Origin of the sequence: Amylibacter sp. IMCC11727 (assembly GCF_029854195.1) — a bacterium.
Classification (GTDB): domain Bacteria; phylum Pseudomonadota; class Alphaproteobacteria; order Rhodobacterales; family Rhodobacteraceae; genus Amylibacter.
The window spans coordinates 2,336,974-2,363,111 of the sequence record NZ_CP122960.1 but is presented as its reverse complement, the minus strand read 5'-3'; the positions used below and the strand labels follow the sequence as shown (position 1 = coordinate 2,363,111).

Genomic DNA, 26,138 nt, shown 5'->3' with positions numbered 1-26,138 from the left:
TGAAGTCACGCAACGTTTGGGCCAGCGTGATCCAAAAGACGGAGCCTGCCATGACAAAATCCCCACCCCGCGTGAACCGCTTTGCTGATTTGCAATTCAACCCGCGTTTTGAATACGGAGAACAGGCGCAAGCGGTGCAAATCTGCGGCCCTGACGATATGTCCGAACTTGGCGCAGGCTTTGGTCGCCTGACCAACGCGCGGTTCCCTTGGACGATCAAATACGATGAAATCCTGATTGTCTTGGACGGTGAACTCACCATCCATACGGGCGGCAAAGCCTTAACCGCTGGCAAACACGACAGCATTTGGCTGCCCGCAGGAACTGAACTGGAATATGAGGCAAAAGATGCCCTAATCGCCTATGCCATTCACCCTGCAAACTGGGCCGAATAGAAATGCGATTGCCGCACAATGACACGACCAACGGCTGGGCCAATGCCTTGCCGCCGCGATCTGCCAACCCTGCTCTGTCAGGGGATCATCGCACGGATTGGCTGGTCATTGGCGCTGGTTATGCAGGGATCGCGGCCGCGCGGCGCTTGGCGCAAAATGAACCAGATGCCGCGATCACGCTGATTGATGCCCGCGCTGTGGGGGAGGGCGCATCGGCCCGCAATTCCGGGTTTGTCATTGATCTGCCTCACAATGTCGGTGCCGATTTGAACGACCCAGAGGCCCAGTACCGCGCCCTGCGGCTGGCGCGTGCCGCGACACAAGAACTCGATACTTTGGCGAAAGCCCACAAGATTGATTGCCAATGGTCCGCACAGGGGCAAATGATGGCGGCAAAATCGGCCCAAGGGGCGGCCGTCCTTGATGGGTTTGTGGCTGGGCTTGATGCCCTTGGCGAAGCCTACACAGACATGGACGCCGCAGCCGTTTCCGCGCGAACAGGCACGTCGTATTACCGCCGCGCCATCCACACCCCTGGCACCATTCTGATGCAACCCGCTGCGCTCGTGCGTGGCCTTGCCGACAGCCTGTCTGGCAACCAAGTGCATCTGTTTGAAAACACGCCCGTCACACACATAACCTACGGCGATCAAATCGTTGCGCAAACGCCAAACGGCACCATAACTGCGGACAAAGCCATCATTGCAGTGAACGGCTTTGCGCCTCACCTTGATGCCTACAAAGGCAAACTCTTCAGCCTGCAATTGTTCTGTTCCATGACGCGTCCCCTAACGGACGAAGAACACCAAAGCCTCGGATCACCTGCCGATTGGGGCATTGTGCCTGCCATGGCCTTTGGTGGGGCCACGATCCGTTATACCAAGGATCGCCGCCTGACGATGCGCAGTCAGTTCCGATACCGCGCTTCTGGCAAGCTGACAGAGGCCGATTACACCGCCGCCCGCACCCTCCAAGCCCAGCAAATAAAATCCCGTTTCCCACAACTGCCCCCTGATATGATCACCGACACATGGGCAGGGCAAATCACGCTCAGCCAGAATTTCGCACCGGGCTTTGGCCAACCCCGCAAAAATGTCTTTACTGCGGTGTGCCAAAACGGCGTGGGCGTAACCAAAGGCACCATCTCTGGCCTGCTTGCCGCTGATCGTGCAACAGGGCGCGACAATCCTTTGCTGGCCGACATGCTGGCCCTTGGGGAGCCCAGCACTCTGCCGCCGCGTCCATTCCTTGATCTTGGGGTGTGGGCCAAAATGAAATGGTGGGAACATCAGCATCGCTTTGAAGCCTAGCAGATAAGACAAGGGCGGCTCCCAAAGGAACCGCCCTTTTTTATCCACGCATTTTGTGGTGCAACAAAATAGGCACGATTAAGTCTTCCTCATCTGGCAAATGCCGCCCAAGGTAAGTTTTTACATCCCGCACATCCTGCAACACCAATGCAGCCTGTTCGCGAACCTGTTTGGGATCAAGCGTGGCCAACTGAATGGTGCGGTTTGCATGCTCGGTTAACCGTTGAAGCCCTGCATCCAGCACCTCATGGTCTGCTTCCAACATTTGCAACCCGCCGTCAAAACGCGGGTCTGCGCGGCTTAACTCGGGAAAATAATTGCGATCTTCCCACGTGTGATGTCCGTGCAAATTCGCAACCAACAGATTGCCAAAATGCCCCAAACGCCCAACATAATCGCGCAGATCACTGTTGCGATCCAATTGGGTTTGCGTGTCCTTTTCAACGATATCGGCCAAGCGGCCAAACATGACATGTGCCCCCAACCAATTTTGGATAGACGCGGCGAAATTCGGATGATCCGGCCAAGCATCGCGCGGATAATCACGAAGCAGGGTCTGCATCTCAACGGGCAGCCCCTGACGGGTTTCTAGATTTTCAAGCATGCCAATCATGTGGGCATCGCGGCGTTTTCAACAAGATCGCAAAACGCATAGCGGCCATGTCAGCGCGCAAACATCGCCAACAAGGCACGGCTTTGGCTGATGCCGATACCAATCAGGATCAATACCATGCCAATCGTCATTTGGGCGGTGATCTGCTCGTCCAAAATCAACATTCCAAAGATGACGGACCACACGGGCACCATATAACTGGTCAGGCTCATAAACACGGATCCTGCGGACTTGATGATGACAACGCGCATAATCGCCCCAATCGCTGTGGGGACGAGCGCGGCATAAATCAACGCATAACCCGGCCTATTCAGTATCCCGCTGGGCATGCCCTCAAAATAAAACGCCAGCGGCAGCAACACCGCACCGCCCACCCAAAACGCTCCCGCCGCAAAGGCCAGTGGCGGCATCGGCGGGGATCGTCTCGTGATGATTGATCCAACCGCATACAGCGCCGCTGTCCCAACACAAGCAAGCCGCCCAAGGTTTTCAAGGTCCGCCCCGTTCGAAACAAACGCACGCGGGCCGATCAAAACGATCAAGCCAACAAACCCAATAACAAAACCCGCAATCCGACGTGGCCCGATATCCTCTTCTTTCGAAAACACATAGGCCAGCGGCAGAATTAACAAAGGCACCGCCCCCATAGAAACACCCGCAAAAGCAGAGCTGACATGCTGTTGCCCCCATGACAGCAAGGCCAACGCCAGCGATGTCGCCGTTGCGCCAAACGCCACCACATAGGCCCAGTTGCGCAAACTCCCAACCCGATGCACACCTTGCCCCATGGCTGCCCCAGCCAGCGTTAACGCAATGCCCGCAATCCAAACACGCCCCGCCGCAACCCACCACGGCCCGAACCCTTCCAACGCAATTTTACTGGACAAAAACGCACCGCCCCAAATCACGCCAAGCGCGATAATGGCGAGCCAGTTCTTAAGGCCGGGATTTTGCGGAGATGCAGTCATATAACCGCCATAAACAAAAAGGGCACCGCACGCGATGCCCTTTTCAAAATTTATAAAGTCAGAACGTTTAGTTCTTTGTTTTATCAACCATCTTACCGGCGGAAATCCACGGCATCATGCCGCGCAGTTTTTCGCCTGTGGCTTCGATCTGGTGCTCGTCGTTTGCACGACGGGCCGCTTTGATTGTCGGCTGACCCACAGCATTTTCCAGCATAAAGTCGCGCACGAACTTCCCTTGCTGAATGTCTGACAGAACTTCTTTCATACGGGCTTTGGTTTCGTCGTATTTCAGGATCCGTGGACCTGTCACATACTGACCGTATTCCGCAGTGTTAGAGATAGAGTAATCCATGTTCGCGATGCCGCCTTCATAGATCAGGTCCACAATCAGCTTCACTTCGTGCAAGCACTCGAAATACGCCATTTCTGGCGCGTAGCCCGCTTCAACCAGCGTTTCAAAGCCACAACGGATCAGTTCTACCAGACCACCACACAGAACAGCTTGCTCACCGAACAGATCGGTTTCACACTCTTCGCGGAAGTTGGTTTCGATGATGCCTGAACGGCCGCCACCAATTGCAGAACAATAGGACAGGCCAATTTCCAGCGCGCGGCCAGATGCGTTGCGATCCACAGCCACCAGACACGGAACACCGCCCCCTTTGGTGTATTCGCCGCGCACTGTGTGGCCTGGGCCTTTTGGTGCCATCATGACAACGTCGATGCCTTCTTTTGGCTCGATCAGGCCGAAATGCACGTTCAAACCGTGGGCAAACGCAATCGCTGCGCCTTCACGGATGTTGTCGTGGACGTATTTCTTGTATGTTTCTGCCTGCAATTCATCGGGCATTGTGAACATGATCAGATCAGCCCAAGCCGCTGCCTCTGCAATGCCCATAACCTTCAGGCCTTCGCCTTCGGCTTTCGCTGCAGAAGGGGAGCCTTCGCGCAACGCAACAACAACGTTCTTCGCACCAGAGTCGCGCAGGTTCAGCGCGTGTGCGTGCCCTTGGGAACCATAGCCCAAAATCGCAACATTCATTTCTTTGATCAGGTTCACATCGCAATCGCGATCGTAATATACACGCATGTTCTTCTCCTCTGCGGTCAAATCTGCGCACACCATAGGGGGTTTGACAGTGTTTGCAGGTCTAATCGCACAGAAAAATCGTAAATTACTGCGATTGTTATTCGCAAAAATTTAGGTTATCGAATAATTCATGCACGTATTGGACGATACAGACAGACGGCTCTTGCGCCTGATGCAACACGATCCCACCGCCAGCACCGCGGATTTGGCGAGCCAAGCTGGCTTGACCAAAGCCTCTTGCTGGCGTCGCGTGGAACGGATGGAAACCAGCGGCGTTATCACAGGCCGCAGCGTACAGATCGACCCCAAAGCACTGGGCTATGAGGTCGAGGTTTCCCTGCGCATCACGCTCGACAAAACCCAATCCAACGCTTTTGACACGTTCATCGCCGCCGCTCGCACCATCCCCGAAGTAAACGAAATCCAAACCTTTTTGGGCCGCGTAGACGTGCGCCTTAACATCCTCGCGCGTGACATGGCCCATTACCAAGACATCTATCGCAGCCAAATCCTCGCACTGCCCCACATCAACGACATTGAATCCCTTATGCTGGTGGCCAACCTGAAAAACGCCGAAAGCCTGCCGCTGTGATTGACCTCGACGACACAGACCGCGCCATCCTGCGCACCTTGCAAAAAGACGGCGCGCTCAACGCTGCCGCCGTGGCCAAAGCCGTGGGCCTGTCCCAACCCGCCTGCTGGCGCCGCATTCGCAAACTCGAAGACGCCCGCGTCATCACAGGTCGCGCCGTGCAATTGAATAAAGATGCGCTCGGCTTTGGCGTTACCGTCTTTTTGGGCGTGAAACTCGCCACTAAAGGCCGCGTCAGCCTCGAAGACTTTGAACGGGCCGTTATCGCCATCCCCGAAGTCCAAGTCGTTCAACACGTGCTTGGCCTTTATGATTACCGCCTCAAGGTTGTCGCCCGTGACATCGCCGATTTCGAACGCGTCCTACGCCGCCGCGTTATGACCCTGCCAGGGGTGGGTAACGTCGAAGCAAATGTTCTGCTGTCCGAAGAAAAACGCCCGATCCGCGTTTAGATACCTAAAGAACATTGAAGCACTCAAGCAACTTTGCGGATAAAATACACATGGGGCAGGGCATCCGTGTCGCTTGCAATCAACTCATGCCCCTGTTCATTGCAAAAATGCGGCACGTCAATCACAGCGGCTGGATCATCCGCCAGCATTTTCAAAACACCCCCAGAGGCAAGCGATTTCAATCGCTTACGCGCCTTTAACACGGGCAAGGGGCACAACAACCCTGTGGCATCAAGTTCATCATCAAACGTCATGGCGCAGATGTAGTGCGCATTATTGCAAGAGTCCACGCAAGCGTGATCATTGCATAGGTGACGCGGCGACCCAGACACGCTAAGCCAAGTTCATGTTCGGAATAGATATCATCGACGCGGCCCTGTTGCCTTCTCTTTTCATCGCACTTTTGGCGGGGGTAATTTCCTTCCTTAGCCCCTGTGTGCTGCCCATCGTTCCGCCCTATCTGGCCTACATGGGCGGGATATCCATGAACGATATGACCGATGGCAAACAGTCAAATCGCCCCGCCATTATCGCCTCGATCTTTTTCGCCATGGGTCTCTCTACGGTGTTTATTTTCTTGGGCTTCACCTCGTCGTTGCTGGGACAAATGTTCCTGCAAAACCAACGGGCATTCGGGATCGTCGCGGGCCTCGTTATCATCTTGTTTGGCCTGCATTTTATCGGCCTGATCCGCATCCCGTTTCTTTATCGAGAAGCCCGCATAGACGCGGGCGATCAGGGTGGCAGCGCCTTTGGCGCATACGTCCTTGGCCTTGCTTTCGCCTTTGGCTGGACACCCTGTATCGGCCCAATCCTCGGCGCAATTCTTTCGGTCGCTGCACAAGAAGGCTCCGTGGCACGGGGCACAATTCTTATGGCGGTTTATGCCTTGGGGCTCGGCCTGCCGTTTATCATTGCTGCGGTCTTTATCAACCGCGCTGTTGGGATCATGAACCGCTTCAAACGCCATATGGGCACGGTCGAAAAAATCATGGGCGGTCTGTTGATCCTCGTTGGCTTGGCTCTGGTGTTTGATCTGTTTTCCCGTTTTTCTTACTGGCTGCTAGAAACCTTTCCCGCACTTGCTCTGATTGGTTAGGCCGATTGGCAAATAAACTGCCTTACTTTTGCTGAAATTCGTGCCTATGTTGAACCCGAGTAGGCAGTATCAGGTTCAGCAATATGCCCGCAGAGGCACAAAAAACCGTCAAAACCCGCCAGATGTTTTACATCCCTGGCTATGATCCCGTGCCCCCGCGGCGCTACCGCGAGCTGTATCGCGCTGAAAGTGCGGATCAGGCAGCGATTTCCAATTATGCCATCGATCTGCGCCCCAAGGCCAAAGACGCGCAAAATTTCGGCTGGGGCGTTCATGCGGACATTGATGGCACCCAAACCCAAACACAGGTCGAAATTCTGTTTTGGGCGGATATCGTTCAAACCTCCATGAACCAAAACATCCCGCGCACCTATATTTTGCTGTTCCGCACCGCTTGGGAATACATCGGCTCGGGCGCGCTCTTTGGCTTGATGAAGCTGCGCATCGGTCCGATTTTGGCCGCACTCTATCCCGTTGCAATGTTGCTTTTACAACTATTGGTGGCGGTGTGTCTGGGGTTTTCGGCCTTTTACTTGGGCAAAACCTACATTCATTGGGGTATAGGCGCGCTTGCAGGGATCGCTCTTTTTTGCGCGCTTCTGATCTATTTCAAAAGCAAAGACGCCCAGCTTTTCGCCTATTACCTCATGCACGACTATGGCTATTCGGCCAAGTTCAAGGGCCAAAATCCGCCCGAGCTAGAGGCCCGCATGGCCGTGTTTACAGACCGCATTGCATCGGCCATGCAATCAGACGTGGATGAGGTTCTGGTGGTTGGCCATTCCTCTGGTGCGCATCTTGCGGTGTCGATCCTTGCGGATTTGATCCGTCAGGGCAGGGTGCCAGCCAACGGCCCAACCCTGTCGCTTCTCACTCTTGGGCAAGTGATCCCAATGGTCAGTTTCCTGCGCAACGCGGATCGTCTGCGGGGTGATTTGCATTTCCTGTGCCAATCCGATGCGTTGGCTTGGGTGGATGTATCCGCCCCTGGGGACGGGGCCACATTCGCGCTGTGTGATCCTGCGGCCGTGTCTGGCGTTGCCCCTGAAACGGGCCACAAACATCCGTTAATCCTGTCAGCCGCTTTCTCCCAAACCCTGTCGGAAGCCAAGCAAAAAGAACTCGGTCGCCGTTTTTTCCGCCTGCATTTCCAATACCTTTGCGCCTTTGATCTGCCCGGGGATTATGATTATTTCAAAGTCACCGCTGGCCCGCAAACTCTCTCGGACCGCTTCGCCCATCGGGGCCATTCACCATCGCGTATCACCCGTCCGGTAAACCCCCATACGAGCATGTCCGCATGAGCGATATCATCCCGCCAAAACCCGCATCGCGCCCAGAAAAAGTATCCCTCTGGCAGCATATGCAACTGTTTCGAAAAGATATTTTCGCCAGCCAACCTGAACGCTTGTACAAAGCATGGATGGCAGAATTCAAAATGCCATTCTTTCGCAGCTATTTTGTGAACCAGCCCGAACTGGTGAAAAAGGTTCTCAATGAGGATCCCGATAATTTCCCAAAATCCGAAATCATCCGCGGTGCTTTGTTTTCCTTGCTTGGAGACGGGGTGTTTGTGTCCAATGGTGAAAAATGGAAACAACAGCGCCGCATTATCGACCCCGCGTTCGAAGGGGGCCGCCTGCGCGATGTGTTTCCTTCCATGCTTGGGGCAGGGCACGCGGCCATCGAAAGGCTGGCACCGCTGGCCACGGACACGCCGCTCGAAATCGAAGAGCAAACTTCAAAACTGGCGGCGGATGTGATCTTTCGCACGCTGTTTTCCATTCCCATTACCGATGATGATGCCAAAGGCGTGTTTGAAAACTTTCGCGATTATCAGCGCACCCAGCCGCTGATGAACGTGGCCAGTTTTTTCAAGCTGCCCCAATGGATGCACCTGTTTCAACGGGACAGCACCAAACAAACCAGCGCCAAAATTCGCGCGCTTTTGAAAAAACTAACGGATGATCGGGCCGCAGAAATCGCGGCAGGCACCGCACCAGACGACCTTGCCACCAAAATCATGACCACCGCCGACCCGCTGACGGGGGATAAATTCACAGGCGATGAAATGGTGGATCAGGTGGCGATCTTCTTCCTCGCGGGACATGAAACATCCGCCTCCGCACTCGCATGGACCCTTTATCTGCTGGCGCTCGATCAACCCGCACAGGCCCGCGTTGCCGCCGAGGCACGCGCCGCCAGCGCCGAAGGGAATTTCACCTTCAAAAACCTGTCAAAAATGCCCTTCACCCGCAATGTTTTCCGCGAAAGCCTGCGCCTCTATCCGCCCGTGCCTATGATGGTACGTGAAAACCTGCGCGAAGAAACCTTTCGCGACCGCCGCATCAAAGTGGGCAGTCAAATTGTGCTGTCCCCTTGGCATCTTGGCCGTCATCAACGGTTTTGGGACAAACCCGATGTGTTCGACCCTGATCGCTGGGATCGCCCCGAAAACAAACAGCCATCGCGCGATGCGTATATCCCGTTTTCCACGGGGCCGCGGGTATGCACAGGAGCTGGCTTTGCCATGGTTGAAGGGGTGCTCTTGCTTGCCATGTTGGTAAAAGCGTTCGATTTCAAATGCGTAGACGGCGAAATCCCCGTTCCAGCAGCCCACCTAACGGTGCGCGCGCGCGATGGTATCCACCTGCGTCTTATACCGCGTCAGGATGATCGCGATACCAGCGAAACACGAACAAACGAATAGCGGAGGCAAGCCCGCAGTCAACGCCCCGCTCTGCATCAATTTGGGCGGCCAGTTCGTTCAACGCCACGCCTTTTGCCTCGGCCACGCGGCGAAACCCATCCCAAAATTCCTGTTCCAAAGACACGCTGGTGCGATGTCCTTTTAAGGAAAGGGAATGTTTGGCAGGCCGATCATAGGTCATCCCAGCCCCCTGCCAAATCGACGATCCCACCCCATGTTACGCTGCCAACCGCAGAGATTTATGGATCGTAACACTGGGCCGTGCCATCGGGCCATAGCTCAATGGATGATATTCCAAATGCGGCATAATCTGAAACACCTGCTGGCGATCCTCGTCCGTCAGGGACAACAACGATGCGGGGCAGGGGTAAAAGCTCTCGGATGGGATGCCATCCACAAACACCACCTGATGTTCGTCAAACAGAATGTGCATGTAATTCACACCCGCAGACTGTTCATCAAGCTGGATCGTATCACCATTCACCAAGGCTTTGGCGGGGGCCAAAACACTGTCCAAACGGAACAGGCTTTGCGCATCTTCGGTTTCCAACAACATCTGATGCTGCTGGGAAACCCAAATATCCTGCGCGGGCAGATACGGGCCAAACGTATCTTTCTTAATCAAAACGGGCTGGCTTTGCGGGGCCACTTGCAACCGTGTGCGGCTCATTTCGCGTGACCCGATCCATCGGATAGGCTGCAGGCCATTATCAACCGTATGCACCAAATCCCCAACTTGCAAACGCTCCACTGGCATATCACCAAAGGCCGTTAAAATGTTGCACCCTTGTGTGAAACACACCAATCCTGTTGGGCTCATCGTGTGCTCTTGGCCGCTTACGCGCACATCTAAAATCGCTTCACCGCGATGCAACTCGCCCTGTAAAATCACGATACGACAGGGGGAAGCCGCCCCATCTTTGCGCACCAATTGGGCAAAGCACACTTCGCGTTGTTGCCGCGTTCCTCGATTTACCAAACCGCTCCAAACCGCATCGGGCTTTGGGCCGCTCAACACGTAATCATCGCCCTCGATCTGGCATACGGCCTGATCAGAAACGGCATTTAACAGCGTGTCATTTGCGATGGACAGCTGCGTCACACCTTCATGCACAGCCGTACATTCACCGTCGGTGTTTGGCACACCGAATGTCTCAAAAAACGTGATATCCACGTTGCACCACCAATATTTCTGGGGAAATCGAACAAAGCCTCGCCGCTTTGCCGATTAACCCTGCCTCATAGCTGCCCAGCTTTGTGCTGGATCATTCTATGCTCAAAGATGCGCCACAGGCGCGAACGGATCAATTCTCCTCTTTTTGTGCCAGATCAGATTTCCTTGATCTGAGTCTTTATCGTCACATTCTCCCATGCTTTGCGCCGAACACACCGCGCTTGGTCAGGGATTGCACCTCACGAACCTTCAGGCTCAATCGCGCCGAAGGTCCGTAATCTTTTGGATCGTCGGCCAGCTCTGGAAAGATTTCAAACAGTTCGGTGCGCGCTTCGTCCTCGATGGTATCAAGCGCGTGTTGACCAGGATGAAAACTCTCGGTTGGCGTACCGTTGGCAAAGACAACCTCATGTTTATCAAACAAAATATGCACATATTCGGTTTCGCGCAGGCCGTAATCCACCGTCACCGACAGATCATTCAACAGCCCCTTGGCAGGCACTAAAACCTCGTTTTCACCGTAATCGAGCATGGTGCGTTCAGATTTCACCAGCATCCGATGTTGCGGGGATACCCACATATCTCGCTCTGGCAGACCACAGCCAAAGGCATCTTTGCGGATGCGAATGGGCCGCAACTCGGGATAGGCCTGCAAGCGTGCGCCTGTCATGCGCTTGCGCCCAATCCAACGGATCGCCTGCAAACCATTGTCTGCGGTGATGACCAAATCGCCCACTTGCAAATCTTCTACGGCGACCTGTCCACGCGGAGTTGTAATCATGGCGCCAGGTGTAAAACAGATGATGGACGGAATAGTATTGTACGGAACGTTTGAGTTGCCGTCGGTTAAGTTGATGTTGTCCAAACGTCTGCCCGTGGTGAACGGCGGTCCGGAAAGTTGAACAATACGGTTTACACCATCATCAACACCATCATTGGCTGCTGTCAAATAGGCAAAGGTGACCGTTTGGTTGTTGAAAGGGCCACCACGAAATTGAGCTGTGTAAATTTCAACGTTTGAACCTGTAGCGCTATAGTTGGGATAGGCGGTAGATTCAAAATCAACACCGTTGATAGAGAATTGCGCACCAGAATCTTCGGTATCAGGTTGCAGAAAGCCGTCATCATCCTCAACAACAGCCGTTCCGCTGCTGCCGAGAGTGAGGATGTTGCTGCTAAGCGGATCCCCATTGACTTCAAAAAAGGTAAACTGTGCCAAGTTACCCGCCCGATACCCTATGGGCAGATAAATCTCACCTTATGTTTGGAGAGTATCCCGCTGCCCGCCTCTTATGCTCTTTACCCCTCTTTGTGGGTTTAAGCTTTTGAAACATCATAGGTTGGGGCGGGAATCGACGCAAGCAAAACTATCCCTTTCGCCCCTATTCCTGCAAACAAGGGCTTTGCAGCGATTGCTAGCACAACCCAAGCGGGAAAGTGGCCGATCTACCTTTGCTACCGTTTAGAACAAGCGCAGCTTCAATGCCGCAACTTTTTTGCCAGATGTTCAAACCGCCCGTTCATACGATCGAACAAATCACCCAAGTCTTTGGTCTGGACCCAAGACTCCCCGTTATCCTGACAGGTCTTTTTCGACGTACGCCGTTTGTTAATCTCATCCAGCCGATTGTTTTTGCAATGCTCCCGATGACGCAAAGACGTTTCCATCTCTTCCGTCAGATGGTCCAAAACGTCGTTAATGCGTTGAAACTCGTGTTTACCCATGTGCGCACCCTCCATTCACACCTCAATCCCATGATGCAGGGCAGGGGCGTGGAAAAGGTTAATCGCGCCGCGCCAATTACAGGCAATTAAATTAAAAAGCCGCCCAGTTAGGTTAACTGGACGGCTCAAAAAGTGTGATTGTATCGGCGATTACTTCGGGCCGATCATATCCTTTGGCTGTACCACTTCGTCAAACCGTTGTGCAGTGACAAAGCCCAGCTTCACCGCCTCTTCTTTCAGCGTGGTGCGGTTCTTGTGCGCGGTCTTGGCCACAGTCGTCGCATTGTCATATCCAATCTCTGGCGCAAGCGCTGTCACCAGCATCAGGCTTTCCCACATCAGTTGTGAAATACGGCCTTCATCCGCTTCGATCCCTTCAACACAATTGTCAGTAAACGCAACCGATGCGTCCCCCAACAACTGCATAGATTGCAATACGTTGTAGGCCATCATCGGCTTGTAAACGTTCAGTTCAAAGTGCCCCTGTGATCCCGCAAAACCAACAGCCGCATCATTGCCCATCACATGGGCGCACACCTGTGTCAGCGCCTCGCACTGGGTCGGGTTCACCTTACCAGGCATGATGGATGATCCTGGCTCGTTCTCTGGCAACATCAACTCGCCAAGCCCACAACGGGGCCCAGACCCAAGCATCCGAATATCCGATGCGATCTTGTACAAAGACGCCGCAACCGTTTTCAACGCGCCAGACATTTCCACCAGCGCATCATGGCCCGCCAAAGCCTCAAATTTGTTGGGCGCGGTCACAAACGGCAGGCCCGTGATATCCGCCATATGCGACGCTACGGTTTCCCCCCAGCCTTTTGGCGTGTTCAGCCCTGTGCCAACAGCCGTGCCACCCTGCGCCAGCGGGTAAATGTTGATCAACGCATGTTCCACGCGCTTGATCCCTTGTTCCACCTGAAACGCATACCCGCCAAATTCTTGGCCCAGCGTCATCGGCGTTGCATCCATCGTATGCGTGCGACCAATCTTGATAATGTCCTTAAACGCCTCGGATTTTGCCACCAAAACCCCGTGCAATTTGCGCAGACCCGGCAGGGTCACATCCCGTGCGGTCATAGCAATCGCAATGTGCATCGCCGTTGGGAATGTGTCGTTCGATGACTGCCCCATGTTGCAATGATCGTTTGGATGCACGGGGGTCTTTGACCCCAGCTCTCCACCCAGCATTTCAATGGCACGGTTTGACACCACTTCATTGGCGTTCATGTTGGATTGCGTACCAGAGCCTGTCTGCCACACCACCAACGGGAAATGATCGTCAAGCTTACCCGTCACCACTTCGTTTGCGGCCGCAATCATCGCATCTGCAAGATCCGCTGGCAGTTTGCCAGATGCTTTGTTCGCCATGGCACAGGCTTGTTTGATCACACCCAGCGCGCGCACAATGGCCACAGGCTGTTTTTCCCACCCAATCGGGAAATTCATCAAACTGCGCTGCGTCTGCGCGCCCCAATACTTATCTGATGCCACCTCAAGGGGGCCAAAGCTGTCGGTTTCTGTGCGGGTATCGGCCATTTCATGCTCCAAAGAAAAGTCCCAAACCGTATAGCCGCGCCCCAAAGCCTTGCCAACGGCGAAAAGCCCGCGCAGGATCAGCCTATGGCAGATTATTACGATTTGGGTGCGCACAGCCGCACCGTGACAACGACTTCCGAAGATGCTCAAATGTGGTTTGATCGCGGGTTAAACTGGACCTACGGTTTTAACCACAACGAGGCGATTGTGTGTTTTCAAAACGCACTGAAGGCAGACCCGACCTGCGTCATGGCCCATTGGGGCATTTGTTATGCCATTGGACCAAACTACAACTACACGTGGCCTGACTTTCCCTTCAAAGAAAAACAAAAGGCTGTGTCGATGTTTGCCAAACATCATGCGGCGGCCATGGAACACCTCGACACCGCCACACCCATTGAACGCAGCCTTGTAAACGCAGTTGCCGCACGCAACATCGAAGCCGCCGAAATCGAAGATTTCACCCCCTACACAGACGCCTACGCCGATGCCATGCGCCGCGTCTACGCAGCGAACCCAACGGATTTGGACATTTGCGCCTTAACGGCAGAGGCCTTGATGGGGCGCACTCCGTGGCTCTTGTGGGATTTGCCAACGGGTCTTCCGAAAGAGGGTGCCGACACTGCCGAAGCAATGACATTGATGGAAACCGCTTTCGCCAATGATCCCGCTGCCATGTCTCATCCGGGCCTATTGCACATGTATATCCACCTGTCTGAAATGTCGCCGCACCCTGAAAAAGCACTCAAAATGGGGGATGCAATCAGCGGTCTGATGCCTGATTCCGGCCATCTGTTGCACATGGCGACGCATATTGATGTGCTGTGCGGGGATTATCAAAACGTTGTCGCGCGCAATACCAAAGGCTGGGAAGCCGATAAAAAGTTTCTGGCACAAAATGGTCCTTTTGGATTTTACACAACTTACATGTGCCACAACCTGCATTTTTTGGTTTATGGCGCGATGTTTTTGGGTCAAATGGCCCCCGCGCTCAAAGCGGCTGACGATATGGAAGCCCTATTAACCGAAGATGTCATGGAACCCGCTGCCGATTGGCTCGAAAGCTTCTATCCCATGCGCTATCACACTCTGATCCGTTTCGGGAAATGGGATGATATTTTGGCGCTTACACCGCCGCCAAACAGCGAAGTATATGCCTACACCCATGCCGTTGACGCCTATGCCAAAGGGGTGGCCTGCGCAGCATCTGGCCGCATTGAACAGGCAGAGCGCTTACGAACTCAATTCTATGAATTGCGTGACCGCGTCCCAGAAAGCCGCATGTTGCTCAACAACACCTGTCTCGACGTACTACGCATCGCGACAGAGATGTTAGAAGGTGAATTGGCCTATCGCAAAGGCGACTATGATGTGGCCTTTGCCCACTTACGCCGTTCCGTCGAACTTGACGACACAATGCCCTACGAAGAACCGTGGGGCTGGATGCAACCCACACGCCATGCCCTTGGCGCGTTGCTGCTCGAACAAGGCCATGTGGCAGAAGCCGAAGCAGTCTATCGCGCCGATCTGGGCCTTGACGGCAAACTGGCCCGTGCTTGTCAGAACCCAGACAATGTCTGGTCTTTGCACGGTTTACACGAATGTCTGGTGAAAACAGGCCAAAACGCCGAAGCCCATCTTATCAAACAGCGCCTTGATATCGCCAACGCCCGCGCAGACACCCCGATCAAAGCATCCTGCGCTTGTCGGCTCACGCATTAATTGAAAACAACTGTTTGCTAGGTCTTGCGAAACGCATCCAATGACACAACTTCGGCGTCCCCTTTAGGAGGCTCGTCTACATCACCTTCATCCCCGTCCAGTTCAACCATCGGGCTTTCTGGAATCTCTTCAATATCCGCGTCCAAATCGTCTTCGATGTTGAAGGGCAGGCCGAAATCAACGGACGGATCCACAAAGGTTTTGACCGCCAAAAACGGAATAACCAGCGGCTCTGGCTGATCGCCGAAATTCAATGTGATGGAAAACCGATCGTCCAAAACCACCAGATCCGCAAACCAGTGTTGGATCACAATCGTCATTTCTTGGGCGTAGCGTTCTTTCAACCAAGGTGCGATATCAACACCGGGATGATTGGTGTCAAACGTGATAAAGAAATGATGTTCCCCAGGCAGCTCACCCTCTTTGGCAATGTCATGCAAAAGATCACGCATCAACCCACGCATCGCGTGCTGCATTCGTTGGCCATAGGAAATTGTTTTGGTCATTTTCTGCCCGATTAAATCATTCTGTTGCGATCATATTAACCCCATTTGAAACTTTGAAAAAGGCTAAGTTTTTCATGAATTTGCTGATGGATTTGACCTAAAGCAAACGTGAAACGGCCCTAGGTGATTCTCCTTTTCGGAGTAAATAGCCCGATTTTCCGCTAAAAATGCCCACAAATGTGCAAAAACGCAGTTAGAACAAAGCAACAATCTGCTACTTCGTTCTTAATTTGCGCAACTTCACATCAAAAACAGCAGGCGATTGTTGCCGTATACGCGACAATTTCCAATTTTTAGCGTTTTTGAACAAAAAATGCCAAAAAATGGCGAAAAATTGATTATTTTTAGACAAAATTGTCAAAAAGCGTTACTAAGGCTCTGAATACCAGATCGATAATCCTGCACCTTTCTGTTCGTGTGCAGTCCAACCCAAGGACATTATCATGGCAACTGGCCCAGATACCACAACGTCAACAAACAGCGGTACGTTTGACGGACTCGATGCAACTATTCAGCTGACCACCCCAACGTGGACAGACGACACGCTGCCTGTAGACGTTTCCATCACCACAAGCGGCCTGTCCCCAGATATCAACATCGCATTGGTTGTGGATACGTCTGGCTCCACGGGCGGTTCCTCTGGCTCGGATGTAGATGGCGACGGATCAAACGATACCTTCCTCGAAGCCGAACAATTCGCCGCAAAGGCCCTGTTCCAAAGTTTCATCGACGCAGGCTATGATCCGGCGGCGGTTCAGATCACGTTGATCGAATACAACTCTGGTGGGGATACAATCGGCACCTTCACGCTCGACCAACAAACTCAGTTCGACAATGCCGTAGACGGCTTGAACGCAGGTGGCGGCACAAACTACGAATCAGGCCTTGATGAGGTTTTGGAAACCTGGAACGCAGACAGCACTGTTGGCGATGACGACACAAACTCCGTGGTGTTCCTGTCTGACGGCTTCCGTAACCGTGGTGACAATGGCTCAGATGAAGTGGACCAATTGGAACTCAACTTCAACGCCACGGTAACAGCTATCGGTGTGGGCTCTAACTCCAGCTTGGGCGATTTGAACGTGATCGACAACACAGGGGGCGCAGAACGGGTGGACGATGTGGCCGATCTCGTCGACATCATCACGTCACCTCCGCCACTGCCAGAACTGACATCTGTGGACATCCTCATTGATGGCGTGAACTACGGCACATTCACACCTGGCGATGGTGTTCTTGTTGAAACGCCACTTGGCTTCATCATAAACTGTCAGGACATCGCTGGTTGGCCCTACACCCCAGGGGAAAACATCGAAGTAACGGCGGTTGCAAACTTTGCAGATGGCGGTTCCATGCTGTCCACCACCTCCGTTTTGATCCCCGTTACCATCTGTTTCGGGGCAGGGACACAAATCCTCACGGCGCAAGGCTACCGCGCGATTGACACGCTTAGTGTGGGCGACGAAGTTATGACACGCGACAATGGCCTGCAAGCGATCCGCTGGATCGGTTCTACCAGCATTCCAGCGGCGGCGATGGAAAACGATCCAAACCTGCGCCCGGTAAAAATCGCAGCGGGCACTTTTGGCGCCAACATGCCAGAAACCGACCTGACCGTATCACGCCAACACCGCATTTTGGTCGAAGACTGGCGTGCCCAAGTGCTCTTTGACAGCGAACGCGTCCTTGTTCCCGCCCATTCTCTGGTGAATGAAACCACCGTGACAAATGGCGCAACCAAAGACGGCGTAACATACTTCCACATCGTGTTTGATGAACACGAAGTGATCGACGCCCAAGGCCTGATGACAGAAAGCTTCCACCCCTGCCGTGCCACCGTGCTTGGCATGGCACCAGAGGCCCGTTTGGAACTGTTCAAACTGTTCCCCGAACTGTCCCCAGACAACGGCGAAGCCGCCGCATTCGAACCTGCCTATCCAATGCTGAAAGCCTTTGAAGGCCGCATGCTCGCGGATAAAATGGCCAACTAACACGCTGATACAGAATGAAAAAAGCGGCCCCATTTGAGGCCGCTTTTTTGTGATCTAGGTCTATTTCATTCAATCTTAACCAGCTTAATGAAATGCCGACCGTTCGCCCCCCAACTTTCAAGTTCGCGCAAATTATACTTTCCAAGTTTTGTAAAATATTTGTTTTTTGAATCAGGGGTGCTGACTTTGTACCATGTGGAAATATAGCCCCCTTTGGCTTTTTGCGTATTCATCACCCATTTTGATCCTGTCCCATCGCCTTCGTATTCACCCCCAGTGAACTTAAGCGTATGTTTGCACTGTCCAATTTGATAGTAACAGTAAACGGGCTTGAAAGAGACCTTATAAAGTCCCCGTTCACCGTAGGCCCGATAGAACACCAACCGCCCTTGAGAGTCGTAGTATCGCGTTTGTGTGGGGCGGCCTGTTGTTCTGGAATGCCCTTTAAACTCTTCAACCACGTGTTTTCCGCGTTTGAGCCCTTTATAGACTCTGACCCATTTGGTCCCGTCAGACTGACTATAATAGGCCTTAGTGCCCACGGGCATTTTGTCGAATTGGATGCCAATGTTTTGCGCGTGGCTTCCTGTTCCTGTGATCGTCATGGCCAAGCTGCAAGCAAGGCCCAGTAATAGAGTTTTCATCGAGCTCTCCATATTTAAATGAATTGTTGTCTAAGTTTATGGTTCAACGATTTTTGTGACTTTGCGCCACCACTTCGTGCCATCGGTGCGGGTAATTTCCTGCTTCATTCGAATGTTATAAGGTCCAAGCGTAACCGTCTTTGGAGCGCGCCATTTCGATTCACTTTTCAATCGGCGCAATGACGTAAGCATATCTCCCTTGCGCTCAATCTGGTAAACCCACGTGCGACCTCTCGAATATTGATCGCGATGTTTGTGAACGCAGGACCCAAGCGTAAACTCACAATAGTGGGGAATCCACTTTTCATTGTAACTGCCATTGCCGATCCAGCGAACCATTCGCCCTTGGGCATCATATTTCTCGCGCGCGGTGAAATTACCACTTTTGCGGCCAGAAACCTGAACGGAAAAGTCGTACGTGCGGCCTTTCTGGCCCAAATACGTTGCAACAAGCTTTTCGCCGTTGGATGACACAGAGTGAATGACCAACCCTTTGGGGATTTCATTGATTTTTAGCCCAATGGTCTGTGCTTGGCTTGAAATGGGATTAAGAAAAAAGGCTGCGCCTAAGCACAGGGCCGTAATAAATTTGTTCAATGGATAAACCTCTATTTAACGAAATCCAAACTTGCCAAATCGCACACAAAGTACAAGCGCATTTTGGGTAATAATTTGAAATTGTAGAAATTGATTGGAAGTGCAGGCTTCTGTTGCCCGTAGGCTTTGCTTGCAAAGCCTAGACAGATTTTCTTGAAAATCTGGGGGTGCCTGCGAACCTATGGGCTTTGGCATTTGCCAATGCCCACGGCCTAATAAGGTCGCTAAACCTTAGGAGTTAATGTTTCAGTATTCCGCACTGCTTTCGCCGCGCGGGCAATTGGAGCGTGCATGTCATTTGCAGCAAAAGGTCTTTGTGAAACAAAGGCCATGGCGGTGATTGGAAGTGCAGGCTTCTGTTGCCCGTAGGCTTTGCTTGCAAAGCCCAGACAGATTTTCTTGAAAATCTGGGGGTGCCTGCGAACCTATGGGCTTTGGCATTTGCCAATGCCCACGGCCTAATAAGGTCGCTAAACCTTAGGAGTTAATGTTTCAGTATTCCGCACTGCTTTCGCCGCGCGGGCAACTGGAGCGTGCATGTCATTTGCAGCAAAAGGTCTTTGTGAAACAAAGGCCACGGCGGTGGTTGGAAGTGCAGGCTTCTGTTGCCAGGTGCCTGCGAACCCCGCCTAAGGTCGCTAAACCTTAGGAGTTAATGTTTCAGTATTCCGCACTGCTTACGCAGCGAGGGCAACTGGAGCTCTGTTGTCATTTGCAACTAGCTTAATCGAACCGATAACGGTGGTATCTCACCGAGTAAAAGCTAACATCTTTAGACGTCCGTCGATCCTATTTCGACCCCATACCCCCTGCAAAGACAGGTGTTTTGGTGGAGTCGCCGGGTACCGCCCCCGGGTCCGATCCGTTTATTACATGCGCGTTTATCACCATAGTCCCCCGAAGGAGACATTCCAGATATAGGCACGTGCCCGCCTGAATTCAAGGGGCTGACTAACACTGCTTGCGTGAAACAGTTTGGATTGATTACCACAACGTATGATTAAAAATGCGCTCTTTGCCACCGCCATCAGCCTTGTCCTTTTGACCCCGCACATATCGCAGGCCGACACTGCGTTTGCACAGCAAACGGCCAACGCAGCGGCATCCCAAATCGGCGTCACCACAGGTTATGATCCTGCCTACGTCAGCCTTGATTACCCCCTTGGGGATCTGCCTCGGCGCACAGGTGTTTGTACCGATGTTGTGATCCGTGCCCTGCGCGATGCGCATGGGATTGATCTGCAAGAACGCGTTCACCGCGACATGAAAGCGAATTTCGCATCTTATCCGAAAAACTGGGGTCTCAAACGTCCTGATCCAAACATAGATCACCGCCGCGTCCCAAATCTGCGCCGCTATTTTGAACGCCAAGGGGCGTCACTACCGATCAGCAGTGATCCATCCCGGTTTCAAACAGGGGATATTGTGTCATGGAACCTGCCTGGAAATTTGACTCATATCGGCGTGGTGTCTGCCAATAAATCTACGGACGGCACACCGCTGATCATCCATAACATTGGCAGTGGAACGCGCGAACAGGACATTTTGTTTTTGTTCGAAATCACGGGCCACTATCGTCTGAACGAAGCGCCTTAATCTGCCAGCGTGGCCACCGCTGGCGTCAATTCGCGCAGCAACTTGCGTTTCATGGCGCGGGGATAGTCAACATAACTGTTGGCCACTTCGACAAAAGCAAATGGCCCGCTGATGACGTTTTGCTCGAAATAGGCAACGGGGTCAGGGTTCGCCCCCGTAATCACCAACCCGTTGATGGTCGTGCCTTCATAACCAATGGCCTGTGCAATCGGGGCCGCCTGTGCGCCCGCATTGGCAATCCCGTCCCCTGACACATCTATCACGTGACGGCGGCATTTGGATGGCGCACCGCGAAACATCCCATCTGCATGGATCAAAGCTTCGGACACCGCTGTATCGGCCATCCAAAACCCGCGCGACTGGGATGTAAACGCATCAACAAAGCGCACAATCCCTGCTTTGTCGCGCACCCGCTGCCATGGAACGGCTTGGCGTTGTTGTCCTTCGCCCCCCCATTGCGTCACCGTCACCATAATCCCGCCCGGCATCCATTCGATCAGTTGGCGAACTTCGTCGTCGAGAAACGCACTGGCAATTCCATCACGCATCAATTTGTATTCATCACGGTCCACGGATCGCGATACATCCAGCGCCATCACCAGCGCCACCTCGCAGGAAAACGCGGCACGGGCCATTAGCATCAACAAAACAAAAGGCAGGAAAATCCGTTTCATTCCGCCACCATAGCCAGTTTTGGCACCAATTCACGCAGCAATTTGCGTTTCATGGCGCGGGCGTAATCTTCAAACCCGCCTGCTGTTTCCACAAAACTGCCGTCGCCCACAATGACATTGGCGTTGTAATAGGCACTCATCTCCGCAATATCCTGTGTGGCAATAACCAATCCATTCACCGTGATCCCGTCTGCGCGCAACCGATCCTTCACATCTTGCGGGCGCACCCCCACATTGTTTTTACCATCTCCTGACACGTCAATTGTCTTTTGCGCACAGGTGCGCGACGCCAAAGCATCTGCACCCGCCAAAATCGCCTCGCCCAAGCCTGTAGACTGGCTCTCGCGATTGCGCTGCACAGCGGCCACCGTATCGGCCACTTGCGCCAAAACCGCCTCTGACGTGATCTTGGTCCAATTCACCCAATACCATTGATAATTGCGGTTCCCGAACTCAAAGATAAACAACTCCACCTCTGATCCCGCTGGGGCCACGATCCAATCAATTACTTCTGGATCGCGCAGGGCCGCAGCAATCCCATCGCGCTGCAACTCGTATTCCCGGGTCGACACACTCGCCGATACATCCACCGCCAAAACCAAGGCTTGGCGACACGCCAGCGCCGTTTGCGCCATGGCGACAAAGACCCCACACATCACACCCATCACAGATAAGCGCACCAACCCCGCCTTTTTCTTGGTCCAAATATCCAAATTCCGCCTCATCCTCACGCGCCACACATTCAAACAATTACTCCAACGCGGACACTTGTTTCGTCACTTCGCGGATCAACTTCTTTTTGATCTTTTCGGGATAATCCAAAAAACCGAAAGACGGCAAAACAAACGCATTTGGCCCCGCAATCACCTTGGCACGGTAATATTCCGTCAGGTTCGCGGTTTGCCCTTCAATGGCCAGACCGTTGATCACAAACCCAGCGGCGGCCAAGGCCTCTTTGATGTCTTCTGGGGGGGCTCCTTCGTTTGATATGCCGTCCCCAGACACATCAATCACAAACCGGTCGCAGTCGGCCACAGCGCCAAACTGGTTGGCGGTAAAGGTCAGTGCCTCCCCAATGCCCGTTGAAAAATTTCGCCACGCACGGGGCACCTGTTCCACCGCATCTGCCAGCGCATCCGCACTTTGTACAGACGTCACCCGCGTCCACGGCACCACAACAGACTGGCGCGATTGCCCCGACCAATGCACCACCATCACCGCCGCCTGTTCGGCAATCAACGCATCCGCCACCAACCCATCGCGCAATGCCGCCGCCAATCCGCCCATCTGCAAATCGTACTCATAAGAATCCACCGATCCCGATACATCCACCGTCAGCGCCAGCGCCACACCGCAGGCCGCCACAGGGGCAGGGGCCAGCGCCATCGCCGTGCCAACCAGTGCCGCCGCCAAGTTTCGCATGTGATCCGCCCCTTTTGTTCAATGCCAAAAGGCTACCCGCAGACCCGTCACGACACAACCTTGGGGCTGATCAACCCTCTGTCATCTGGCGTCCACGGGTATTTCCGCACATTTTCCCGCAATCCACCTGCATATGGCTGTTCCTTGATCGCTTTCACCCAGATATAGTGGCCCGCGAGTCACCCAGAGGAATTGTATCCATGTCCATTACCCCCGAACAACAGGCCGACATCGACGAGCAGCGCGCGCAATCCACAGCCACCCGCCGTGTGGTGGCCCCTGGCATGGAACAACACCTTTATACCGCGCACCAAGTGCTCGACCACGGCTTCGTGCGCGTCATTGATTATATGGGCGATGATGCCGCCATCACACAGGCCGCGCGGGTCTCTTACGGCAAAGGCACCAAAGCCGTGCAAAACGACGAGGGCCTGATCCGCTACCTCATGCGCCACTGGCACTCCACCCCGTTTGAAATGTGCGAAATCAAGCTACACGTCAAACTGCCCGTCTTTGTGGCCCGCCAATGGATCCGCCATCGCACCGCCAACGTGAACGAATACTCTGCCCGCTATTCTATCCTCGACCGCGAATTTTACATCCCTGCAACCGAACACCTGAACAAGCAGAGCGTGATCAACAACCAAGGCCGCGGCGAAGCCCTGAGCGAAGCCGACAGCCACCGCGTCCTAGAAATGCTCAAAGCCGACAGCGCGCGCGCCTATGACAACTACGAAACCATGATCGAGGACGACGAACAGGGCGGCATCGCGCTCGCCCGTGAACTCGCCCGCATGAACCTGCCCGCCAACATCTACACCCAATGGTACTGGAAAGTAGACCTGCACAACCTCTTCCACTTCCTGCGCCTGCGCGCCGACAGCCACGCCCAATACGAAATCCGCGTGTATGCGGATGAGATTTGTAGACTGGTGGCCGATTGGGTCCCCTTCGCCTACAAAGCGTTTGAAGACTACCGATTGGGTGGGGCGCAACTGTCGCAACCAGCAGTTGACGCGCTGCGCAAGATGCTGAAGGGCGAGGAAGTGACGGCAGAGGAAGTGGGTATGTCTGCGCGGGAATGGCGCGAGTTCATGGAGGTTTTGGGGTGACAAGACTCAATTGAAGGAAGGTACTTTTGCCTGCACGACAAATGTGCAGTGATCAGTGCCATTTGATTGGAACGTAGGGTCTCTTACAAAGAACTTCAGTTCCACATCATGTAGTTCGCAAATTTTCTTTGCTGTATGGAGTCCTAAACCGCGACCTTTACGTACAACTTTTATAGCATTTTCGCCTCGAAACTTTCTATCTGTTAGTTTTGGCTCCTCGGCTGGTAGCACCTTTGGTCCAACAGATTCGATGGTTACAACGCATGCGTCTTTTTCATCTTGTACAAGTATTTCAATTTCCATGTTGCTAGGGGAATACTTTAAGGCGTTTTCAAGGAAGATATAGAACAGCATATCAAAACACGGAAAAATTCTTGTAACTTTCTTTGAATCGCCCTGCAGCGTTAACTCAACTTCTTTTACACGGGCTCGATATCCAATTTGTTTGTAAGCCCTGAATACTTTGTCAAAAATTCGAATTTCTTTTGTTTCATTGTTGGCCTCGTAATCCTTGTCCGCCAATCTTGCATTTTCAGTCACAAGTTTAACAACGTTTGCGCACTCGGTAGCGGTCGCGAGCTGCTCTTCTAATCTTCCAAAATCAATTGTCTGTCGTGATATGATCTTTGAAGAATCCATTAAACAAAACAAGAGTTGCCCTACCTGGTGTTCAGTTTCGTGAACAATATCTTCGAGCAGTTCAATTTCGTTACCAATAAATTCGATCTTTTCATCCAAATTGATGTTTCCTCTTTACGATATTGCGATTGTCGCAATGAATTGAGCAATTCCAACCCCTAGACCTGCTAGTTTCAAGTTATCGATTTGATCATCTTGAAACGCTCGTTTAATTATTTCTGGGTCAGAAGTTTTGATTGCGTTTACATATTCACTTTCAAGTCGACTTACTTTTGAGATTTCAATTCCAGAATGCAGCAAAATGTCCCTTGTCCTGACCCATCTACAATATGGATGCAAAAGTTGTTTTGCGCCCTCGTCCAAGCTATCTACCCAATCAGAGATGTCATCAATTTTCCTAAGGTGTGAATCTGCGACTTTTAAGTATGGTTGGAAGCGTGCGGAAAAGCTGCTGGCGCTGTACATAATAATATACTTTTCGGGGAAACGTGACCTAACTTCCTTGATTATATAAGCGCCCTCTAAGTTGCTTTCGAAAGCCGCACCTACTCCTCGAATGTCGCAAACAATGATGTCAAAATTTGCGCATTGCTCGATTGAGCTTATATCTCCTAACTCTTGTACATTGTAACCATGATTTTCAATGCCATTCTTTTTGCCGAAGTCACTATCGTCAATAATGCAAATTTTTGATTTGTTCCGATAGTCCTGCACATCCCATGCGGAATCTCTAATGCTTTCAATGCTAAGTAAGGGGGGTTTCTTTAAAAAATTAAATGCCACAGTTTCTTCTACAAATTTAACCAAAAGTCAGCTCCACTCAGGATTGTTTTTTCCGCAGAGTCAAGCATAACTGTTAAGTAGTCGTTACATATACGTTTGCTGGGTAAGAGCACCCGTAGGGTGCGCAATCATTGCGCACCATTCAACGTCGAAACACTCACGGTCTTCGCAAATCCATCCCTTTCCCAATCCTCTTTTCCCTTCACGCGGCCCCACCGTCTTGATGGTGCGCAATGAATGCGCACCCTACGGGATCATCCAAAACGGCCGACATCGCGGTGCCATGATGAAAATGGCCAATCTTTGGGGTGATCTACAAACCCGTGTTTGATCGGGTTGTGCCAACAATATTCCACATGTGCGCGGTAATCGGACTCGTTGCGGATGTGGTGTTCCCAAAACCGTCTTTGCCAAATCCCGCGTTCGCGCCGTTTAACGTGACTTTGCCGTCGCTGTACTTTTGGCATCGCCCGCGAAAATCGCGCTTTGATCACGCTCCATCGGATCGCGTAATCATGGTCATCTTCTGGCAAGGTCCACACGCAATGAATGTGATCGGGCAAAACCACCCAAGCATCGATTTGAAACGGGCGTTCATCATGGGTCTGTTTTACAGCATTGCGCAACACATCAATGCGGCGCACCAACACATCCGATCCGCGCTGGGCCGTCACCACCGTGAAAAACACACAGGCGCCTTTGAGTTTCGGGCGAACATAATTCGACATTTCGAACACTCGCCCAAACTGGTTAATAATTGGTGTTGCTTGGGGGAACGGTTT

General features: G+C 52.8%; 29 protein-coding genes and 1 other RNA gene. 11 read left to right on the top strand and 19 right to left on the bottom strand.

The genetic code is table 11. The features are described from left to right. Positions 1-50 precede the first annotated feature (50 nt). Positions 51-395 (top strand): cupin domain-containing protein, encoded by a 345-nt coding sequence (locus QBD29_RS11955; RefSeq protein ID WP_280098320.1) that lies wholly within the window; start codon positions 51-53, stop codon positions 393-395. A 2-nt stretch (positions 396-397) separates the two neighbouring features. Then, positions 398-1,705: an FAD-binding oxidoreductase gene (locus QBD29_RS11950; RefSeq protein ID WP_280098319.1), complete on the top strand. Its 1,308-nt coding sequence runs from the start codon at positions 398-400 to the stop codon at positions 1,703-1,705. A 40-nt stretch (positions 1,706-1,745) separates the two neighbouring features. Here the strand turns inward: QBD29_RS11950 and QBD29_RS11945 are convergent, their stop codons facing one another. The 3 genes from QBD29_RS11945 to ilvC all read right to left on the bottom strand — a co-directional run bounded on the left by QBD29_RS11945 (position 1,746) and on the right by ilvC (position 4,376). Beyond that, on the bottom strand, positions 1,746-2,318 hold the full coding sequence (locus QBD29_RS11945) for a hemerythrin domain-containing protein (protein ID WP_280098318.1): 573 nt from the start codon (positions 2,316-2,318) through the stop codon (positions 1,746-1,748). 50 nt (positions 2,319-2,368) lie between these two features. After that, positions 2,369-3,286 carry a DMT family transporter gene (locus QBD29_RS11940; protein WP_280098317.1) on the bottom strand — a complete coding sequence of 306 codons (918 nt, stop codon included), beginning with the start codon at positions 3,284-3,286 and terminating at the stop codon, positions 2,369-2,371. 67 nt (positions 3,287-3,353) lie between these two features. Next, positions 3,354-4,376 carry a ketol-acid reductoisomerase gene (ilvC, locus tag QBD29_RS11935; RefSeq protein WP_280098316.1) on the bottom strand — a complete coding sequence of 341 codons (1,023 nt, stop codon included), beginning with the start codon at positions 4,374-4,376 and terminating at the stop codon, positions 3,354-3,356. 130 nt (positions 4,377-4,506) lie between these two features. Here ilvC and QBD29_RS11930 point away from each other — a divergent pair, with 130 nt between their 5' ends. Continuing rightward, a complete protein-coding gene (locus QBD29_RS11930; protein ID WP_280098315.1) occupies positions 4,507-4,968 on the top strand; it encodes an Lrp/AsnC family transcriptional regulator in 462 nt (153 codons plus the stop codon). Beyond that, positions 4,965-5,420: an Lrp/AsnC family transcriptional regulator gene (locus QBD29_RS11925; RefSeq protein ID WP_280098314.1), complete on the top strand. Its 456-nt coding sequence runs from the start codon at positions 4,965-4,967 to the stop codon at positions 5,418-5,420. The genes QBD29_RS11930 and QBD29_RS11925 overlap by 4 nt, the downstream gene beginning before the upstream one ends. Before the next feature lie 23 nt (positions 5,421-5,443). Here QBD29_RS11925 and tusA read toward each other — a convergent pair whose 3' ends face one another. Beyond that, positions 5,444-5,674, bottom strand: coding sequence for a sulfurtransferase TusA (tusA, locus tag QBD29_RS11920; protein WP_280098313.1), 231 nt, complete (start codon positions 5,672-5,674; stop codon positions 5,444-5,446). A 92-nt stretch (positions 5,675-5,766) separates the two neighbouring features. Here tusA and QBD29_RS11915 point away from each other — a divergent pair, with 92 nt between their 5' ends. The 3 genes from QBD29_RS11915 (at position 5,767) to QBD29_RS11905 (ending at position 9,229) form a co-directional block, all read left to right on the top strand. After that, positions 5,767-6,519 carry a cytochrome c biogenesis protein CcdA gene (locus tag QBD29_RS11915; RefSeq protein WP_280098312.1) on the top strand — a complete coding sequence of 251 codons (753 nt, stop codon included), beginning with the start codon at positions 5,767-5,769 and terminating at the stop codon, positions 6,517-6,519. Positions 6,520-6,602: 83 nt separating this feature from the next. Continuing rightward, entirely contained in the window at positions 6,603-7,823 is a 1,221-nt protein-coding gene (locus QBD29_RS11910; protein ID WP_280098311.1) for a hypothetical protein, read from the top strand. Then, positions 7,820-9,229 carry a cytochrome P450 gene (locus tag QBD29_RS11905; RefSeq protein ID WP_280098310.1) on the top strand — a complete coding sequence of 470 codons (1,410 nt, stop codon included), beginning with the start codon at positions 7,820-7,822 and terminating at the stop codon, positions 9,227-9,229. The genes QBD29_RS11910 and QBD29_RS11905 overlap by 4 nt, the downstream gene beginning before the upstream one ends. Here the strand turns inward: QBD29_RS11905 and QBD29_RS11900 are convergent. The 5 genes from QBD29_RS11900 to fumC form a co-directional block, all read right to left on the bottom strand. After that, the gene (locus tag QBD29_RS11900) at positions 9,177-9,410 is read right to left on the bottom strand and encodes a ribbon-helix-helix domain-containing protein (protein ID WP_280098309.1); all 234 of its coding nucleotides are present in this window, start codon (positions 9,408-9,410) and stop codon (positions 9,177-9,179) included. The two genes, QBD29_RS11905 and QBD29_RS11900, sit on opposite strands and share 53 nt — an antisense overlap. A gap of 36 nt (positions 9,411-9,446) precedes the next feature. Then, a complete protein-coding gene (locus tag QBD29_RS11895; RefSeq protein ID WP_280098308.1) occupies positions 9,447-10,403 on the bottom strand; it encodes a Hint domain-containing protein in 957 nt (318 codons plus the stop codon). 184 nt (positions 10,404-10,587) lie between these two features. Next, entirely contained in the window at positions 10,588-11,622 is a 1,035-nt protein-coding gene (locus QBD29_RS11890; RefSeq protein ID WP_280098307.1) for a Hint domain-containing protein, read from the bottom strand. A gap of 260 nt (positions 11,623-11,882) precedes the next feature. Further along, positions 11,883-12,128 (bottom strand): hypothetical protein, encoded by a 246-nt coding sequence (locus QBD29_RS11885; protein ID WP_280098306.1) that lies wholly within the window; start codon positions 12,126-12,128, stop codon positions 11,883-11,885. Positions 12,129-12,278: 150 nt separating this feature from the next. Beyond that, positions 12,279-13,670 (bottom strand): class II fumarate hydratase, encoded by a 1,392-nt coding sequence (fumC, locus tag QBD29_RS11880; RefSeq protein ID WP_280098305.1) that lies wholly within the window; start codon positions 13,668-13,670, stop codon positions 12,279-12,281. Between the two features lie 84 nt (positions 13,671-13,754). Between fumC and QBD29_RS11875 the strand changes: the two genes are divergently transcribed. After that, a complete protein-coding gene (locus QBD29_RS11875) occupies positions 13,755-15,392 on the top strand; it encodes a hypothetical protein (RefSeq protein WP_280098304.1) in 1,638 nt (545 codons plus the stop codon). A 17-nt stretch (positions 15,393-15,409) separates the two neighbouring features. Here the strand turns inward: QBD29_RS11875 and QBD29_RS11870 are convergent, their stop codons facing one another. Next, entirely contained in the window at positions 15,410-15,898 is a 489-nt protein-coding gene (locus tag QBD29_RS11870; RefSeq protein WP_280098303.1) for a ClpXP protease specificity-enhancing factor SspB, read from the bottom strand. Positions 15,899-16,341: 443 nt separating this feature from the next. On the opposite strand from QBD29_RS11870, the gene QBD29_RS11865 reads away from it, so the two are divergent. Continuing rightward, positions 16,342-17,889 (top strand): Hint domain-containing protein, encoded by a 1,548-nt coding sequence (locus QBD29_RS11865; protein WP_280098302.1) that lies wholly within the window; start codon positions 16,342-16,344, stop codon positions 17,887-17,889. Positions 17,890-17,954: 65 nt separating this feature from the next. Here the strand turns inward: QBD29_RS11865 and QBD29_RS11860 are convergent, their stop codons facing one another. From QBD29_RS11860 to ssrA, 3 genes are all read right to left on the bottom strand, one after another. Beyond that, positions 17,955-18,533, bottom strand: a complete 579-nt coding sequence (locus tag QBD29_RS11860; protein WP_280098301.1) for a hypothetical protein — start codon at positions 18,531-18,533, stop codon at positions 17,955-17,957. A gap of 36 nt (positions 18,534-18,569) precedes the next feature. After that, the gene (locus QBD29_RS11855; protein ID WP_280098300.1) at positions 18,570-19,130 is read right to left on the bottom strand and encodes a hypothetical protein; all 561 of its coding nucleotides are present in this window, start codon (positions 19,128-19,130) and stop codon (positions 18,570-18,572) included. A gap of 591 nt (positions 19,131-19,721) precedes the next feature. Continuing rightward, positions 19,722-20,077, bottom strand: a transfer-messenger RNA (tmRNA) gene (gene ssrA, locus QBD29_RS11850). Between the two features lie 49 nt (positions 20,078-20,126). Here ssrA and QBD29_RS11845 point away from each other — a divergent pair. Beyond that, on the top strand, positions 20,127-20,726 hold the full coding sequence (locus tag QBD29_RS11845; protein ID WP_280098299.1) for a DUF1287 domain-containing protein: 600 nt from the start codon (positions 20,127-20,129) through the stop codon (positions 20,724-20,726). Here the strand turns inward: QBD29_RS11845 and QBD29_RS11840 are convergent. Genes QBD29_RS11840 through QBD29_RS11830 form a run of 3 tightly spaced genes read right to left on the bottom strand, consistent with a single transcriptional unit; the run spans position 20,723 to position 22,822 of the window. Continuing rightward, positions 20,723-21,400 carry a DUF1194 domain-containing protein gene (locus QBD29_RS11840; protein WP_280098298.1) on the bottom strand — a complete coding sequence of 226 codons (678 nt, stop codon included), beginning with the start codon at positions 21,398-21,400 and terminating at the stop codon, positions 20,723-20,725. The genes QBD29_RS11845 and QBD29_RS11840 overlap by 4 nt on opposite strands. Continuing rightward, positions 21,397-22,125: a DUF1194 domain-containing protein gene (locus QBD29_RS11835; RefSeq protein WP_280098297.1), complete on the bottom strand. Its 729-nt coding sequence runs from the start codon at positions 22,123-22,125 to the stop codon at positions 21,397-21,399. Before QBD29_RS11835 ends, QBD29_RS11840 begins: the two co-directional genes overlap by 4 nt. A 25-nt stretch (positions 22,126-22,150) precedes the next feature. After that, positions 22,151-22,822 carry a DUF1194 domain-containing protein gene (locus tag QBD29_RS11830; protein WP_280098296.1) on the bottom strand — a complete coding sequence of 224 codons (672 nt, stop codon included), beginning with the start codon at positions 22,820-22,822 and terminating at the stop codon, positions 22,151-22,153. 200 nt (positions 22,823-23,022) lie between these two features. Between QBD29_RS11830 and thyX the strand changes: the two genes are divergently transcribed. Continuing rightward, entirely contained in the window at positions 23,023-23,934 is a 912-nt protein-coding gene (gene thyX / locus QBD29_RS11825; RefSeq protein WP_280098295.1) for an FAD-dependent thymidylate synthase, read from the top strand. A 6-nt stretch (positions 23,935-23,940) separates the two neighbouring features. On the opposite strand, the gene QBD29_RS11820 is transcribed toward thyX, so the two are convergent. The 3 genes from QBD29_RS11820 to QBD29_RS11810 form a co-directional block, all read right to left on the bottom strand. Further along, the gene (locus QBD29_RS11820; protein WP_280098294.1) at positions 23,941-24,672 is read right to left on the bottom strand and encodes an ATP-binding protein; all 732 of its coding nucleotides are present in this window, start codon (positions 24,670-24,672) and stop codon (positions 23,941-23,943) included. A 15-nt stretch (positions 24,673-24,687) separates the two neighbouring features. Further along, positions 24,688-25,380 (bottom strand): response regulator, encoded by a 693-nt coding sequence (locus QBD29_RS11815; RefSeq protein WP_280098293.1) that lies wholly within the window; start codon positions 25,378-25,380, stop codon positions 24,688-24,690. 230 nt (positions 25,381-25,610) lie between these two features. Further along, the gene (locus tag QBD29_RS11810; protein ID WP_280098292.1) at positions 25,611-26,084 is read right to left on the bottom strand and encodes a transposase; all 474 of its coding nucleotides are present in this window, start codon (positions 26,082-26,084) and stop codon (positions 25,611-25,613) included. Between the last annotated feature and the right edge of the window lie 54 nt (positions 26,085-26,138).